Source organism: Pseudomonas syringae pv. tomato str. DC3000 (assembly GCF_000007805.1).
In the GTDB taxonomy this organism is placed as follows: Bacteria; Pseudomonadota; Gammaproteobacteria; order Pseudomonadales; family Pseudomonadaceae; genus Aquipseudomonas; species Aquipseudomonas avellanae.
The window spans coordinates 3,090,680-3,105,364 of record NC_004578.1 but is presented as its reverse complement, the minus strand read 5'-3'; the positions used below and the strand labels follow the sequence as shown (position 1 = coordinate 3,105,364).

Genomic DNA, 14,685 nt, shown 5'->3' with positions numbered 1-14,685 from the left:
CTCTTACTGGCCGGCTTTCACTGCGTCCCAGAGCCCGGTACGCAGAGATTCGATATTGACCGGCACCTGAGACATCACAAACAAGCGGCTCAGCATGTCTTCGTCAGGATACACCGTGGTGTCCGTCCACAGGCCCGGGTTGATCAGAGCGTCTGCCTTTTCGTTACCGTTGGCGTAATGCACGCTATTGGTGATATTGGCGATCACTTCCGGGCGCAGCAGGTAATTCATGAAGGCATAAGCGCCCTTGGTATCAGGCGCGTCAGCCGGGATGGCGATCATGTCAAACCACATGGGTGCGCCCTCTTTTGGAACCACGTAATTGATCCTCGCGCTGCTCCCGGCCTTGTGTGCCTGCTCCTGCGCCAGAGAGATATCGCCGGAGTAGCCTACCGCTACACAAATCTTGCCCGCCGCAAGGTCGTTGATGTAATCGGAGGAACTGAAGTTGCGCACGTACGGCCGTACGCCATCAAGCACCGCCTTGGCCTTGGTGTAATCGTCCGGCACTTCACTGTGCGGCGGCAGGCCTAGGTAATTCAGAGTGATCGGCAGCAGCGCGGGCGCGCTGTCCAGAAAGGCGACGCCGCACTGGGCGAGTTTTTTCATGTTTTCCGGCTTGAGGACCAGGTCCCAGGAATCAAGCGGTGCATCCTTGCCCAGCACCGCCTTGACTTTGGCCACGTCGTAGCCGATCCCGGTGCTGCCCCACAAATAAGGAAAACCATGCTGATTGCCGGGGTCGCTGCCCTGCAGCGCCTTGAGCAAGACCGGATTGAGGTTTTTCCAGTTGGGCAGCTGTTTCTTGTCGAGCGTCTTGAGCAGGCCCTTTTCGATCTGCCGCCCCATGAAGTGAATGGACGGAAAGACCAGATCGTGGCCGGAATGCCCAGCGATCAGTTTGGCGTTCAGCGCCTCGTTACTCTCATAGGTCTGGTAAGTGGTCTTGAAACCGCTGGCTGCTTCGAAATTTTTCAAGGTGTCCGGAGCAATATAGTCCGTCCAGTTGTAGATATTGACCGTCTCTGCCGCATGGCTGGTCGAGGCCAGCAACATCAGTGCAGCAAGGGATTTTTTCAGCATGCGCAGTTCCTCGGGTCAATGCCGACAGCTTGCGCCAGAGCGTGCATGAAAACCACCTTCGTTTTAAGCAAATAAGGTCTGTAGAAGCGCTTCAGCCATTGATTGGCGACAGCACGAAATGTGCCTATGAATACCCTTTAATGATGCAGATCATGTAATAGATTTTTTCATGCAGCGTCATAAAAAATTTTTCCAGAAAAGTGCTGGCAAGTGCTATTTTCATTACTCGTCAGACCGCTCGGCAATCCTGCTGGAAAGCAGCACGACTCGACAGGTGAGTTTACGGGTTCATCGCCTTGTCATTCCTGCTTTACCGAATGAATTCTGTCTGGTCTGCCTACCCCTTGGAGCAAAGGAAGTGCTCGATTGATTCAGGTGGGCCATTGCTATGACCAAAGTCACGTTCCCCAACGCCTGCCAACTCATGCGCTGGCATTTCCACCCGGTGGGTTTCGAAGCCACGATGGATGCGCCCGGCAGCATGATTGCGCGCCTGTTTGATCGCGCCAGCGGCGAAACAGTGGTCGCCATTGCCGGCCTGCCCTGTTCCACCGTCATGAACGCCGCAGACGTGGAGCGCATCATCGAAGCGATCGAAGATGAGCTGGAGCTGTTTGGCGCTCATACGCCTCAGCAGGTCGCCGGCTTTTCCTGAACTGACAGCGTCAGCCCATCCGGGCCTTGCTGCGCAGGTCTTCGAAAAAAGGCTTGTCACGGGCAACCCGGTCCGATGCCTTGGGCATGTGAGCACTCTCTCCCGCGCCGGCATTCTCGTCTATATACCAATAACAGTGCCGCGCCGAGCGAGTGATGGCCACATAAGCCAGCCGCAAGACTTCATCTTTCTGTGCCGTGTCAAACGGCTGAAGATCGTTCGCATCACCCAACCCTGCCAGCCGGTAGACCTGATTCTTGTAAGGCGAGACGGTCAGGTGCTGACAATCGCCCAGCAAGAACACGGCATCGGCCTGCAAGCCCTTGGAGCTGTGATAGGTTAGCGTTCTGATCCGGCGACCCTGCGCGCCCCTTGCTGCGTCGGAGTCGATCAGCGCTTGCAGCCGCTCGGCAAAACGGGCTTTCTCGCTGCCCTTGCGGTATAGCAGCAGAATCGAGTCACCGTCGTTGTAGTGCTCGGCAACGCGCTCGGCCAGCTCATCCTCGTCGCGGTCCAGCACCTTGACCGCCAGCAGCTCCTGAGGTGCGCCGCTGGCGCGAGCCTTTTTGCCGGCAATGGCCGGGGCCGCGCGAACAATATGCTCGGCGGCGTCAATGATGTGCTGATGACTGCGAAAGTTCTCGCTGAGCATGACTTTGGTGGTCGCCGGTGACGAAAACTCCTTGGCAAACTCCATGAAGTACTTCGGCGAACTGCCACGCCAGCCGTAGATCGACTGCCAGTCGTCACCCACACACAGCAACGATGAGCGCTGCGCGATACGTCCCAGGTGCATGGCAGGCCCCCGCCGGCGGATTTCTCGCAGGCTGGCGCGAATCCAGGAAACGATCTGTGGCGACACGTCCTGAAACTCGTCGATCATCAAATGCGACAACGGCCTCAACATCGGATCGCTGACCTGCCTGAGGTTTTCCGGTGATGTTTCACCGAACAGCGCAAACATCCGGTTGTAGGTCATGATCGGTGGGGTCTGGGCCAGCAGGTGACTTTCGAAGGCTTTCCAGAACAGGCTGAGCCCTTCGAAAAAGAAGCGGTCCGGGTCGTCGCTGGCAAAGCTCATGTCGGCCACCGCATTCGGCACGTCGAGCCCAAGGTTTTCGATGAAGCTTGCGGCGGTGACAAAACAGTCGAGCAAGGGCGCGGCACCCAGCTCGCCCTTGACCCGGTAATCGAAACCCGGCCCGGCCACAGCCGAGCCTGACAACGACTGCAAGACCTTGCCAGCCGATTGATAATTATCCATCCATATCAACGGCTTATTGCAGAAAGCTTGAAACAGGGTGCGCTTTATGACGCCTTCAGCCCAGACCGGCAGTTTGGCACCTGGACGCTTGAGTTGCTGGTCTTCACTGGCATCCAGACCCAGTACAACCCAAGCATCCAGCTCGGCGATATAACCGTGGAAATGGAAAGGAAATCCATTTATTTCAACGGTTTGGCGCATAGGCTCAATGCCTTTTATAGGCCACACGCCAGCGCGAATCCACAGGTCTTCGACGGTGTCGCACCACTCTTCATCGCGTTTCGAGGACAGCTCGGTCACGGCAACGCGTTTTTGCACGTCGGGGTGATCGCGGTCCAGTTCCTTGAGCTGCAAGGCATGGCGATACAGCGGCGCCATGACTTCGCGAAAACGCTCATTGCTGGCGTACAGATCACGGTAGCAGAGGTTCAATTGCTGACGTTGCGCATCGTTGATGCGTAAATCGAACGGGTTGCTGTCCGCGTCTTCCTGGCCCGATGACTGGCTGCTGAGGTTCTCGAACGCTCGCAGTTGTTCATACCCAGGCAGGCTGCGCACCAGCGGAAGAATGCGTGAGTGGAAGGTACGCACCAAGTCCCTGGCCTGCTTTTGCTCCAGCGTGTGGCCCCACAGCGCCATGACGTCGATCAACTTGTTGATGAAGTCCTTGCGCGACTCGCGCGTGAAGGTCACCACGGTCATCGCATTCAGTTCAAAGCCCAGGTAGTGATGCAGCAGCAGAATGCGCAACACCAGCGAGGTGGATTTGCCCGCGCCGGCCCCGGCAATCACATAGGTGGAGGGCGTGTCGCTGAAAATCATCTTCCATTGCGCAGCACTGGGCTGTGCGTGGGCTGGCAGTTTCTCGCCAACGTCGCTCTTGATGCGTTTTTTCAGTTCGGGCGTGAGGGCCAATCGCCAGTCATCGAACAGGTGATCATCCACCTTGGGTCCGCGATGAAGGGTCGGGCGTGTGTCGTTGATCACCAGCACGTGACGGCCCTGCTCCTGGCCGTCGAGAAAACCGTCGGCGTAGCCTTCGCGGACGCCTTCGATGTGCCCGTTCAGATAACCGTCGGCATGCCCCTGGGACCACGACGGAGTGTGCTGCGAGCCCAGCCGGGTCAGGCCACGCCCTATCAGGCGTGCCAACAACCGCCTGATGAATGGCAATTGGCGCGGGGCGGTGAGATCGACATCCAGGTCATGAGGAAGCGCAGAGGGCAGATCGTCGGGCACGCAGACTCCGTTGGGTGGCTTGCAGGCAGAATAGGCGCCTATGGTGGCCGCATTCGACCGCAGGTTCCAGCGAAATGCTTTGCGGTCAGTGCGTTAGCCGATCAACTGCATGCAATCTGGCAAGTGCTATCAAACCGGCATGACGGATTTTGCGATCAGCGCACCGGGGTGCTGTATCACCACAGCGGCCAGGCGATGCCCGGCTTCGGCGGCCTGCTGCGGGCGTTCGCCCATCAACCTTGCAGCCAGGTACGCTGCGCTGAACGAGTCACCTGCCGCAGTGGTATCGACAACCTGTTCTACCTTCAGTGGGGCCACCTCGAAGCGCTCGCCGCCCGCCTCGATCAGGCAGCTCTGCGCGCCACGCTTGACCACTATTTCACCGATGCCACGGTCCCGATAGGCCGCCAGCAATTCTTCACTGTCGGCGTAGCCATACAGGGCCTGCTCATCGTCCTCGGTCAGCAACGCCAGATCCACATGCGGCAGGCACGCCTGATAGGCCTCACGCGCCTGCTCGACACTGGCCCACAGCCGCGGGCGGTAATTGTTGTCGAAGGCCACCCGAACCCCGCGCAAGCGTGCGCGGCCCAGTGCTTCCAGCAATCGGGCACGGCCTTGTTCACCCAGCACCGCCAGGGTGATGCCACTGAAGTACAGCACGTCGTAGCTGGCCAGTGCCGCGAGGATTGGCTCGGCAGCCGGCGTCATGAAGCAGTCACGCACGGCGGCCTCGTTGCGCCAGTAGAGAAAACGCCGCTCACCGCTGGCATCGGTCTGGATGCAGTAAAGCCCAGGCAGCCGACCCGGCATACGCTGCACTTTGCCCAGACCAATGCCCTCGTCCGCCCAGGCCCGACACATGGCATCGCTGAAACTGTCGTCACCCAGCGCCGTGACGTAATCGACCTTGGCCCGCTCACCCAGCAGGCGGGAAAGGTAGACCGCCGTGTTCAGCGTGTCGCCACCGAAGCTCTGGTGCAGGCTGCCGTCGGCATGCTGCTGCAATTCGATCATGCATTCGCCGATCAGGGCGATACGTGGAAGGCTCATGGCGCGATAACTCCTGCGTACGCTTGGACTAGAAACAGGTATGAAAAGGCTCGATCACCCGCAGGTCATCATCCACCAGACAACCTGAACGCCACTTGTCGAAGGTCAGACACGGGTGTGAGGTGCCGAAGGAAATGATGTCACCCACCTTCAATTCGCAATCCGCAGCGACCGTCATGAAGGCGTGCTGATCCATCACCGCAGTGACCTTGCAGGCGCTGACGTCATCGCCCGGTGCTGACGATACGCCCGGTGTGTAGCGCAACAACGGGTTGGGCAAGCCTGCATCGTAGGCCACATCGCGCTTGCCCATGGCAATCACGGCAAAGCCCGGCTCAGGCATGGACTGCACATGCGCCCAGACCTCCAGCGCCGGACGCAGCGCTTCGCTCAACTCGGCGCGTCGGTCCAGCACGCAGCATTGCGCGTCTTTATAGATGCCGTGGTCATGCACCACGTAGCTGCCGGGGCGCAGCACGCTGAGAAACCGATCGCGAACCGCCTGGGCGTCGAATGCTTCGGCGATCAGGTCGTACCAGGCCGAGCCCGACGCAGTGACAATCGGGCGATCAAGCGCAAACGCGCCCTTGTCCTGCAGGTTGACCGCCAGGCTGACCAGCGATGCCGCGAAGGCCTTGATGCCGGCAATCGCCTGATCGCCGTGAATGACGCCCTCGTAACCTTCGATTCCGCTCAGCGCCAGCGCCGGTTGCGCCTGAACGGCATCCGCCAGGGCCAGCACCTCGGCTTCGCTGCGGCACCCGCAGCGCCCACCTGGCACGCCGTATTCGATCATCACGTTCAAGCGCAGCCCGTGCGCCGCAAAAAACTCGCCCAGCGCCGCGACGTTGTCGGGGTGATCGACCATGCAGTGGAATTCAAACATCGGATCGGCCAGCAGACTGGCGATCACCGCCATGTTGGGCGCACCCACCAACTGGTTGGCCATCAGCACGCGCTTCACACCGTGGGCGTACGCGGTCTGAGTCTGGATGGCCGTCGCCAGCGTCATGCCCCAGGCACCCGCGTCCAGTTGGCGACGAAACAGCGCGGGGACCATGCTGGTCTTGCCATGCGGCGCCAGCTCGGCGCCGCTGTCGGTGACAAACTGTTGCATCCAGCGAATGTTGTGCTCCAGCGCCTGATTGTGGATAACCAGTGCAGGCAGACTGACATCACTGAGCAGGCGGTCACCCGGCTGAGCAGCCCCTTTTTCCATAACCGCGATGTTCATAACAGCGGTGTCCATGACGACGGTGCTCATTCGGTAGCCCCTTGCAGTTATTCGTTGATTCGGCGAGCCAGGCCATTGGCGCTGTCGATCAGCACCCGCCGATAGTCGTTGTAATGGGTTTTGGCGTCTGCACGCGGCGCGACGATGCACAGGGTTGCGATGCACTGGCCCTGTTCATTCTTGACCGGCGCGGCAAAGCAATGGGTGAAGGTGTCGGCCACGCTATCGAACGAAAAGAAGCCCTCTTCGCCCGCCGTGCGGATTTCCCGCAGGAAGGTTTCCAGCGGCAGGCGTTCGCCACCCGGCAAAATGAATTCATCGGGGTCGATCAGGTCGACGATCTGCTGATCAGTCAGGTGGCTGAGCAGCAAGCGGCCGGAAGCCGTCCAGGGGATGGGCGCGTTTTCACCGATGTCCGAAGAAATCCGGAAATGTCGCTCGCCCTCCTTCATCAGCGCCACCGTGTACTTGCGCCCGTTAAGCAGGCACATCTGCGCGGTTTCCCGGGTCTGGCTGACGATATCGCCCAGACAGGCCTCGGCCTCGCGGGTCAAATCGAAATGCCGCAAGTGTGCCTGGCCGAGGAAATACAGCTGACGGCCCAGGTAGACATGCCCGTCCTTGCCGACCGACTCCAGAATCCGCCGCTCCAGCAACGACGCCACCAGCTCATAGACAGTCGATTTGGGGCTGCCAATCCCGCTGGCAATTTCATTGGGGCGCATGGGCCTGGCCTTTTCCTTGAGAAAATCCAGAATATCGAACGCCCGGTCCAACCCGCGCGCCCGACGCTTGATCAAGTCTTCGGTCATGAAAGGTTCCTTGGGAAGCTGCAGCCTCAAGCTTCAAGCTTCAAGCTTCAAGCTTCAAGCCAAAAGCCAAAAGCCAAAAGCCAAAAGCCAAAGGCCAAAAGCCAAAAGCCTCATTTGATCTGGCTTATAGCTTGCCGCTTGTAGCTTGCCGCTGCTACTTACGCTTATAAGCTATGCAGTCGATTTCGACCTTGCAGTCGACCATCATGCTGGCCTGTACGCAAGCGCGTGCCGGGGCGTGTTCAGGGCTGAAGTATTCGCCGAATACCTTGTTGAAGCTCCAGAAGTCCCGCGGGTCTTCCAGCCATACACCGACGCGTACCACGTCCTTGATGTCGTAACCGGCCTCTTCGAGAATGGCGATCAGATTGCGCATGGTCTGGTGCGTCTGCTCGACGATACCGCCCACGATGATCTCGCCATCCAGCGCCGGAACCTGGCCGGAAACGTGCAGCCAGCCGTCTGCCTCGACTGCTCGGGCGAATGGACGCGGCTGACCGCCACCTGCGGTGCTGCCTGCGCCATAACGGGTAATAGTCATGAGGTTCTCCCTGGTTTGAAACGTGAGTGTGAACGGTTAAAAACGGATGTTCTTGAGAAATTCACTCAAGCGCGCTGACTTCGGCTGCTCGAACAGGGCTTTCGGTGCGCCCTGCTCTTCGATGCGGCCCTGGTTCATGAATACGATCTGGTCCGAGACTTCGTAGGCAAAGCGCATTTCGTGCGTCACCAGCAGCATGGTCATGCCGTCCTCGGCCAGGTCCTTGATGACGCTCAGTACTTCGCCGACCAGTTCCGGGTCAAGCGCCGAGGTGACTTCATCGAACAGCATCAGGCTGGGGTTCATGGCAATCGCGCGGGCAATAGCCACTCGCTGTTGCTGGCCACCGGACAATTGACCGGGAAAGTGATTGCGCCGCTCCAGCAGCCCGACCCGGTCCAGCCACTTTTCGGCCAGCGCAATCGCCTGATCCTTGGGCATCTTCTTGACCTTGAGCAGGCCCAAGGTCACGTTCTGCAGGGCGCTGAGGTGCGGAAACAGGTTGAATTGCTGGAACGCCATGCCGGTCATGGCCCGGTGCTGCGCGATCAGACGTTCGGGGTGGCGGGTGCGCTTGCCATCCACATGGCTGTAACCGATGTCCTGGCCTTCCAGCTGAATGCGCCCTCCCTGAAACTCTTCCAGCAGGTTGACGCAGCGCAGCAAGGTGGTTTTGCCCGAGCCACTGGAGCCGATCAGGGTCACTACATTGCCTTTCTGCATACGCAGATCGACACCCTTGAGCACTTCCACTTCGCCATAGGATTTATGCAGGCCCTCGATGCTCAGCAGCGCCGGGCCGGGGGTTGCGGTATGAGTCTGTGTCATGGCAAGGCCACCCGTTTTTCAATGTGTCGCCCAAGAAGCTCGATGGCGTAGTTGATGAGGAAAAACAGAAAACCTGCGAACAGGTAGAACTCCAGGGTCATGAACGTGCGGGCGATCACCTGCTGGGTGCTCAGCAGCAACTCGGCCACGCCGATCACCGATAACAGGGTCGAGGCCTTGACGATCTCGGTCGAGGAATTGACCCAGGTCGGCAGAATCTGGCGCATGGCCTGAGGCAGCAGCACATAGCGCAGCGTCTGATTGAAGCGCAGGCCAATCGCCTTGCCCGCCTCGATTTGCCCACGTGGGATGGCCTGTAACGCACCGCGCACGATTTCCGAAACATGTGAGCCGCAGAACAGGGTCAAGCCTATCGCCCCGGCCTGAAACGCGCTGATATGCCAACCCAGCGCCGGCACCATATAAAAGACCGCCAGCACCAGAACGAATACCGGTGTGCCGCGAATCAGATCGACGTACAGCCGGATCGGCAAGCGTGCGAAAAACCCGCCGTAGGTCAGCACCAGACCGGCCAGCATGCCGATCAGCGTGCCCGCCACAATCGCCAGCGCCGAGCACTGAATACTGGTCAGAAAGCCGGCCCAGAGCACTTCCCGCGCAGCCCACAATTCCTGCAACCAGCCAGGGGGTTGATACATGACAGCCTCCTAGCGGCGAATCGCCAGACGTTGTTCGAGGGTGCGCAGCAGCATGGCGATCACGTAGCAGGCCACCACATACAACGCGGTAGTGACCAGCCAGGTTTCGATCACCCGGTAGCTTTCGACGTTGATCTTGCGCGCGTAATAGGTCAGCTCCGGCACGGCAATGGCAGCCGCCAGCGATGTGTCCTTGAACAGTGAGATAAAGTTGTTGGAGAGCGCTGGCAACACGTTGCGCAACATCACCGGCACGATAATGTAGGCCCGCACCTGCCATTCACCCAGACCGATGGCCAGCCCTGCTTCACGCTGCCCCTTGTGGATGCTCAACAACCCGGCGCGGAACACTTCGGTCAGATACGCGCCCGCATAGAGCGACAGCGTGACGACAAAAGACGCCAGTTTGTCCAGGCGAATGCCCAGGCCGGGCAAAGCGAAGTAGATCAGCAGGATCAACACCAGAATCGGCGTGTTGCGCACCACCGTCACATAGATCGAGGCCACAATTCGCAGCGCCCGGTAACGCGACAACAATGCGAAGGCGTTCATCAAGCCGATCACACAACCGATGGCGATCGAGATCAGCGCCAGTTCCAGACCGAGCCCCAACCCGGCCAGCAAGTTGGAAAAGTCGCGCCATACAGCATCAAAATTCAGTTGATAATTCATGCTTGCCCGTATCTGGCAGGGTAGGCCCAGCGGCCTGCCCTGCCCTTGAAGGTCTGAATGGACTTATTTGTATTCCATCGGAAAACCGATTGCCGGCACGGGCAGGTCCACACCAAACCACTGTTTGAACGACGCGGCATATGCCGGGAATTCGACACCGGTCATGGCTTCATGCAAGGCGGTGTTGACGAAGTTCAGCCAGTCCTGATCGCCACGTTTGACGGCACAGGCGTAGGTTTGCGGGCTCCAGGCAAACGCCGGTGAGCGGTAGCGGCCAGGGTTCTGCACCATCAGGTATTTCACCGAAGACTGATCGGTGGCGGCGGTATCGGCACGACCGGAATTGATCGCCTGATACATCAGATCGACGCTGTCGTACTGATCGACCTTGGCCTTGGGCAGCGCCTGATGGACCAGTTCTTCGGCGTAGACGTTTTGCAGCACAGCGACGGTGACACCATCACCTGCGGCTTTCAGGTCATCGATTTCCTTGTACTTGCTGTTGGCAGGCAACAGCAGCGCCACGCCTTCGCGGTAGTACGGCAGAGTAAAGGCCACTTGCTGAGCGCGGCTGGCGGTGACGGTGATGAATTGGCAACTGATGTCAACCTTGTCGGTCAGCAGGTTGGGAATCCGTGCATCAGAAGACTGCACCACGAACTCGACCTTGCTCGGGTCATTGAACAATCCCTTAGCGATGATCCTGCCGATGTCGATATCGAATCCCTGCAACTTTCCGTCTGCGCCCTGAAAGTGCCACGGCGCATTGGTGCTCCCCGTGCCGACGACCAGGTTGCCGCGTTTCAATACCGCATCCAGTTTGCTGCCCTCAGCCGCCTGCACCGTATTGGCGAGGCTGAATGAGGCTGCAAGCACAAATGCACAAGCTTTCAGAAAAGAAGGTCCGCGATGCATGACATAAACTCCGCCGAGGTATTCGTTATTCCGCTATAGCGGATACTGGTATGTAACAACGGAATAGACAGCAGAAAGTGTGCCACAAGAGGTAGCCGGAAAACACCGCATAAAAAAGCCGAGATAAATCAACGGGCTGAAAAACGGGGGGTGAACGGTAGCGTGAGCACTGACCCTGGAAATGCTGCTACCCATTGCCACAGCTGAGTGGGATGGCCCCACTCTTGTGCGTGTGTGCGGTTATGGGTGCAGGCCCGGGCGCTCAGGGCGACACAAGTCCTGAAGAGTTCGGACCACGGAGCTTTCAGGCTTCTGCCCGGAGGGAGTCAAAGGCAGGTAGCGATTGCCGCAGATCGCAACGCTGCCTGAGCATCGCCTTGCGGGGCATAAAATTCGACGGCGGTGGCCGGGCCTTTGCTCTGCACGTCAGCGAAATACTTCGATTCGGTGGTGAACACAGTAAAGCCGCCGCCTGCCAGGTCATGCAGGAACACATCCGACGAGGTGCCGAACATGGCTTCGTTCTGCCATGTCACCTGAATGCACTGTGCAACGGCACTGGCCTGCTTGGCGCTGGACAATACCTTTGAAGGCCCTGCCGAGCGTGCCGAACTGGATGGCGCCGCGCACCCGCTTAGCGCTACTGCTGCAATCACAGTAGCGCTCGTCAAAAACAGAAACTTCATCTCATGCCCACGCTGATAAAAAGCCGATTCTAGCATTGCAGCGGAGTATCAGCCCTCGGCCAATTGCTCTTTGTATTCCTTCACGTACTCGCCAGCCAGGCTCTCTTTCTGTTTATCGTCAAGCAGCTTGCCGGCCATCTGGAAGAACTTCTGCTCTTCTTCTTTCAAATGATGGTGCACTTTTTCCGACAGCTTTTTCGCGGTGGCCAGCCACGCCGTGCTGGACATTTCGGTTTCGTCGAGCTCTTCCATCATTTCGTCCATTTCATGATGTTCGGAAATGGCATGGCGGCTCAGGTCGACGCCATTGTCGTGGGCCATCAATGGAATATAGAAGTGGCGCTCTTCAGCGGTCTCGTGGGCCTGAAGTTCATCCTTGAGCTGCTTGTACGCCTGCTCGCGTTCAGCACTGTCGCCGCTGGTCTTGATCAGTGCATCGGCATAGCCGCGTTGACGGTCATGGCTTTCGCGCAGCGCTTCGAAAATATTCACGGTCTGGTCTCCAGGTCGGCTTCCGGGAGATGGAAGCGTTGTGGACTAGACCCCTGGCGAAGATCAGCAGTTCCAACAAATGCTGGCAAATAACCACTGCGCGATAAAGACAGGCTCAAGCCAGCTCGAAAACCACGTCCTGAGCACCTTCCCATAGGGTTTTCACGCCCAGTTTGCGCAGGTTTTCTTTGCCCTCCGTGATGGTCAGAAAGTGATTACCCGCCAACTGCCCCATCTTGCTGGCAAAGCAGCACGAGCCGTACGCGAGGATAATCTCGGTTTCGCTGTAACCACCCGGATAAAACAGAATGTCGCCCACCGAAGGATGACTGGTGGCATTCTCGAAACCGATGAGTTTGTCATCGAGCTTGAGTTGATAATCATCCAGCGGCACCCAGCAGCCCTCGCCGCTCCAGCGCACATGGATGAATTTCTGCCGATAAGGCAACAACTTCAGGAACGCCTCGACCGTCTGCGGTGCATCCGGATTGGCCACAGCCAGAAACTCATACCCGCCGGCGGTAATTTTGATGGTGGTCACTGCAAAGACTCCTTACAGACAACAATACTCAGGATGATGCGGCAGGATAAACGGGCAGCTTGTAGAGAGTCACGGAGTTCCGTTGCGGCCATAGTGCAGTACGCCGCAGCCTCTATCGCACCGCCTTGACGATTGCTTTGGCAAACAGGCAGTTCTCGTGTGTTTCGCCCTGGAACACATAGCGTGGGGAGCCTTTCACCTCGTAGCCCTGACGAGGATAAACCCCCAACGCGCGAGGGTTGCCAACCCATACAGTGGCCCACAGCAGCGTCGCATTCCCCGCGGCTGCACGCTGCTCGGCAGCTTCGAGCAACAGCCGCCCCACGCCACGCCCGGTGAAACGCTCTTGTACATATAAGCGCTGCAACTCGGCGGCTGTCGGGATGCCAAGCATTGGGTGATCTGTGCGCAAGGCGAACTGGGCGAAGCCGATCAGGTGCCCCTGGGATTCAGCCACAATGATGAGCGTTGCCGGTTCGGCAAGCAGATGCGCAAACGCCTGCGGGGAGAAAGCGTCGAGGGCTTCGCGTGCGATGGATTCCCGAATGCCCTGCGTCGCGTAGGTGTCGAGAAAGACCTGCATGCCCAGTGCGCTGAGGCAAATGGCATCTGCTGAAGATGCGTCGCGCTGGGTAATCGTCAAAGGTGGGGTCGTGATCATCGGGCAGTTGATCCGGGTGCCAGTGGCGGGAAGCCCGGATCATACCTGACAGACAAACACACCCGGCAATAGCGCCGGGCAACGGCATCAACGCCCGGTCATGAGCGCCTGCAGACGAGCCTGGGCTTGCTGGGCATTTTTGCCCTGCTCATTGAGCTCCAGCAGCAGCTTGTTAAGCTCGGTTTGCACCACTGGGTCCTTGACGGTGATCGCCGAACCCGAAATGTCGATTTGCGATTTGTGCGCTTCCACATAATCAGCAACCTTCAGACTGCTTGCAAAGGTGCCCTTCACTTGCGGCAATACTTCGCGGAACGTGTTGGCAGGCACGCTGACCGTCCTGTCATAGGCCTTGTCGTAAACGACTTTCAGGTCATCAGGCTGCTTGAGCTTGGCATGCGCCGCATCGGCCTTGCCCTGTTCGATCGTCAGCTTTTCACCGACCTCATCAAGGCCTTTCTGCACAGAGGCCAGATCAGCGCGACGTTCGATCACATCACTCACCGAACGGAACGAGCCCTTCTGCATCAACCCGGCGAGCGGCTGAACAGCGGTGTCCATGCCCGAGCCGAAGTCGGAAATCACGGCGTAGTGCGAGGTGTAATCACCGAAGGCTTTCTTTTCTTCGTCCGTCAGTTTGGGAACATGCACGCCAGGCTTGTCGATTATCCGGGTTTGCAGGAACTGAGAGAACGCGGTGCGCTGCTCAGGCTCCTTGTCTCCGCAACCAGCCAGCAACAAGGGTAAAGCGACAGCCAGCAGCAAGCCTGGACGAAAAAGGGACTTCATGTCATGAACCTCCGAGATCATAAGAATGCGCGGTCAGCTGGAAGATCTACCGAACGCGAGCGTGCTTATAGTCTCGTGATGACATCATCTAGTTCCGTGGTGGCGGTAAAGATACCTGTGAGAATCGCAGGCCACGCGCACGGGTATTGCTCGTAAAGCAGCGCCCACCGACGTCGCCGCGAGACCCGCGCTGCGCACTCCGACGCATCCCGGCCAAAAGTTCCTTAACAATTCTTCATAAACTGAAACGTTTCAGCGACTAGCCTTTCATGGACCGACAAAGTGAACAACAGGAGTCAATCACGATGTTTGCACACGAAGGCTTGGGCCTGATCTTCATTTTCATCGTCTTTCTGCTTGGAGCGATCGCGATGTTCATTCACCCCTTCCATGCGCTGGGAAGCTGGTTCAGGAAGAAGAAACAGGAGCGAAAATCCGGGCAGTAGCCAGCTCATCGCTGGTTTGCTTACCTAAAGGCAAGGAAAGCCCGGTCATTCCGGGCTATCTGAAGGAAATGCACAATGGCCACGTCGCAATGTCGTTGCCGCGCCCCCACTCAAC

At 58.5% G+C, this 14,685-nt stretch carries 18 protein-coding genes; 2 read left to right on the top strand and 16 right to left on the bottom strand.

All coding sequences use genetic code 11. From position 1 onward, the window contains the following. Window positions 1-3: 3 nt before the first annotated feature. Window positions 4-1,083, bottom strand: a complete 1,080-nt coding sequence (locus PSPTO_RS14390; protein ID WP_005762461.1) for a polyamine ABC transporter substrate-binding protein — start codon at window positions 1,081-1,083, stop codon at window positions 4-6. Between the two features lie 169 nt (window positions 1,084-1,252). Here PSPTO_RS14390 and PSPTO_RS14385 point away from each other — a divergent pair, with 169 nt between their 5' ends. Together PSPTO_RS14385 and PSPTO_RS14380 are read left to right on the top strand one after the other, a co-directional pair. After that, entirely contained in the window at window positions 1,253-1,453 is a 201-nt protein-coding gene (locus PSPTO_RS14385; RefSeq protein WP_007243967.1) for a hypothetical protein, read from the top strand. Between the two features lie 18 nt (window positions 1,454-1,471). Next, window positions 1,472-1,738, top strand: coding sequence for a DUF1652 domain-containing protein (locus tag PSPTO_RS14380; protein ID WP_005762465.1), 267 nt, complete (start codon window positions 1,472-1,474; stop codon window positions 1,736-1,738). Between the two features lie 10 nt (window positions 1,739-1,748). Here PSPTO_RS14380 and PSPTO_RS14375 read toward each other — a convergent pair whose 3' ends face one another. The 15 genes from PSPTO_RS14375 to PSPTO_RS14305 all read right to left on the bottom strand — a co-directional run bounded on the left by PSPTO_RS14375 (window position 1,749) and on the right by PSPTO_RS14305 (window position 14,579). Beyond that, window positions 1,749-4,241 (bottom strand): UvrD-helicase domain-containing protein, encoded by a 2,493-nt coding sequence (locus PSPTO_RS14375; protein ID WP_046463504.1) that lies wholly within the window; start codon window positions 4,239-4,241, stop codon window positions 1,749-1,751. A gap of 129 nt (window positions 4,242-4,370) precedes the next feature. Beyond that, on the bottom strand, window positions 4,371-5,294 hold the full coding sequence (locus PSPTO_RS14370; RefSeq protein ID WP_011104189.1) for a sugar kinase: 924 nt from the start codon (window positions 5,292-5,294) through the stop codon (window positions 4,371-4,373). Window positions 5,295-5,322: 28 nt separating this feature from the next. Next, window positions 5,323-6,558 (bottom strand): amino acid deaminase, encoded by a 1,236-nt coding sequence (locus PSPTO_RS14365; RefSeq protein WP_005762472.1) that lies wholly within the window; start codon window positions 6,556-6,558, stop codon window positions 5,323-5,325. A gap of 17 nt (window positions 6,559-6,575) precedes the next feature. Then, window positions 6,576-7,340, bottom strand: coding sequence for an IclR family transcriptional regulator (locus PSPTO_RS14360; RefSeq protein WP_005762474.1), 765 nt, complete (start codon window positions 7,338-7,340; stop codon window positions 6,576-6,578). Between the two features lie 154 nt (window positions 7,341-7,494). Further along, complete coding sequence (locus PSPTO_RS14355) at window positions 7,495-7,881, bottom strand: RidA family protein (protein ID WP_005762476.1); 387 nt, start codon at window positions 7,879-7,881, stop codon at window positions 7,495-7,497. A 36-nt stretch (window positions 7,882-7,917) separates the two neighbouring features. Next, window positions 7,918-8,709 (bottom strand): amino acid ABC transporter ATP-binding protein, encoded by a 792-nt coding sequence (locus PSPTO_RS14350; RefSeq protein WP_005762478.1) that lies wholly within the window; start codon window positions 8,707-8,709, stop codon window positions 7,918-7,920. After that, a complete protein-coding gene (locus tag PSPTO_RS14345; protein ID WP_011104188.1) occupies window positions 8,706-9,368 on the bottom strand; it encodes an amino acid ABC transporter permease in 663 nt (220 codons plus the stop codon). The genes PSPTO_RS14350 and PSPTO_RS14345 overlap by 4 nt, the downstream gene beginning before the upstream one ends. A 9-nt stretch (window positions 9,369-9,377) precedes the next feature. Next, entirely contained in the window at window positions 9,378-10,040 is a 663-nt protein-coding gene (locus PSPTO_RS14340) for an amino acid ABC transporter permease (protein WP_011104187.1), read from the bottom strand. 63 nt (window positions 10,041-10,103) lie between these two features. Next, complete coding sequence (locus PSPTO_RS14335; protein WP_004396234.1) at window positions 10,104-10,955, bottom strand: transporter substrate-binding domain-containing protein; 852 nt, start codon at window positions 10,953-10,955, stop codon at window positions 10,104-10,106. A gap of 326 nt (window positions 10,956-11,281) precedes the next feature. Continuing rightward, window positions 11,282-11,641 carry a hypothetical protein gene (locus PSPTO_RS30665; protein WP_044389725.1) on the bottom strand — a complete coding sequence of 120 codons (360 nt, stop codon included), beginning with the start codon at window positions 11,639-11,641 and terminating at the stop codon, window positions 11,282-11,284. Window positions 11,642-11,689: 48 nt separating this feature from the next. Then, window positions 11,690-12,133, bottom strand: coding sequence for a hemerythrin domain-containing protein (locus PSPTO_RS14325; RefSeq protein WP_005762486.1), 444 nt, complete (start codon window positions 12,131-12,133; stop codon window positions 11,690-11,692). Between the two features lie 115 nt (window positions 12,134-12,248). Beyond that, on the bottom strand, window positions 12,249-12,674 hold the full coding sequence (locus PSPTO_RS14320) for a DUF3830 family protein (protein WP_005762487.1): 426 nt from the start codon (window positions 12,672-12,674) through the stop codon (window positions 12,249-12,251). A gap of 112 nt (window positions 12,675-12,786) precedes the next feature. Continuing rightward, a complete protein-coding gene (locus PSPTO_RS14315) occupies window positions 12,787-13,335 on the bottom strand; it encodes a GNAT family N-acetyltransferase (RefSeq protein ID WP_046463503.1) in 549 nt (182 codons plus the stop codon). 87 nt (window positions 13,336-13,422) lie between these two features. After that, window positions 13,423-14,124, bottom strand: a complete 702-nt coding sequence (locus PSPTO_RS14310; protein ID WP_005762491.1) for a DUF3053 domain-containing protein — start codon at window positions 14,122-14,124, stop codon at window positions 13,423-13,425. A gap of 296 nt (window positions 14,125-14,420) precedes the next feature. Next, a complete protein-coding gene (locus PSPTO_RS14305; protein WP_162491829.1) occupies window positions 14,421-14,579 on the bottom strand; it encodes a hypothetical protein in 159 nt (52 codons plus the stop codon). Between the last annotated feature and the right edge of the window lie 106 nt (window positions 14,580-14,685).

Bases quoted from the DNA above. Each gene is read 5' to 3' on its own strand.
- PSPTO_RS14390 (WP_005762461.1), bottom strand. From the start codon at position 1,083: ATGCTGAAAAAATCCCTTGCTGCACTGATGTTGCTGGCCTCGACCAGC.
- PSPTO_RS14385 (WP_007243967.1), top strand. From the start codon at position 1,253: ATGCAGCGTCATAAAAAATTTTTCCAGAAAAGTGCTGGCAAGTGCTAT.
- PSPTO_RS14380 (WP_005762465.1), top strand. From the start codon at position 1,472: ATGACCAAAGTCACGTTCCCCAACGCCTGCCAACTCATGCGCTGGCAT.
- PSPTO_RS14370 (WP_011104189.1), bottom strand. From the start codon at position 5,294: ATGAGCCTTCCACGTATCGCCCTGATCGGCGAATGCATGATCGAATTG.
- PSPTO_RS14365 (WP_005762472.1), bottom strand. From the start codon at position 6,558: ATGAGCACCGTCGTCATGGACACCGCTGTTATGAACATCGCGGTTATG.
- PSPTO_RS14360 (WP_005762474.1), bottom strand. From the start codon at position 7,340: ATGACCGAAGACTTGATCAAGCGTCGGGCGCGCGGGTTGGACCGGGCG.
- PSPTO_RS14355 (WP_005762476.1), bottom strand. From the start codon at position 7,881: ATGACTATTACCCGTTATGGCGCAGGCAGCACCGCAGGTGGCGGTCAG.
- PSPTO_RS14350 (WP_005762478.1), bottom strand. From the start codon at position 8,709: ATGACACAGACTCATACCGCAACCCCCGGCCCGGCGCTGCTGAGCATC.
- PSPTO_RS14345 (WP_011104188.1), bottom strand. From the start codon at position 9,368: ATGTATCAACCCCCTGGCTGGTTGCAGGAATTGTGGGCTGCGCGGGAA.
- PSPTO_RS14340 (WP_011104187.1), bottom strand. From the start codon at position 10,040: ATGAATTATCAACTGAATTTTGATGCTGTATGGCGCGACTTTTCCAAC.
- PSPTO_RS14335 (WP_004396234.1), bottom strand. From the start codon at position 10,955: ATGCATCGCGGACCTTCTTTTCTGAAAGCTTGTGCATTTGTGCTTGCA.
- PSPTO_RS30665 (WP_044389725.1), bottom strand. From the start codon at position 11,641: ATGAAGTTTCTGTTTTTGACGAGCGCTACTGTGATTGCAGCAGTAGCG.
- PSPTO_RS14315 (WP_046463503.1), bottom strand. From the start codon at position 13,335: ATGATCACGACCCCACCTTTGACGATTACCCAGCGCGACGCATCTTCA.
- PSPTO_RS14310 (WP_005762491.1), bottom strand. From the start codon at position 14,124: ATGAAGTCCCTTTTTCGTCCAGGCTTGCTGCTGGCTGTCGCTTTACCC.
- PSPTO_RS14305 (WP_162491829.1), bottom strand. From the start codon at position 14,579: ATGAGCTGGCTACTGCCCGGATTTTCGCTCCTGTTTCTTCTTCCTGAA.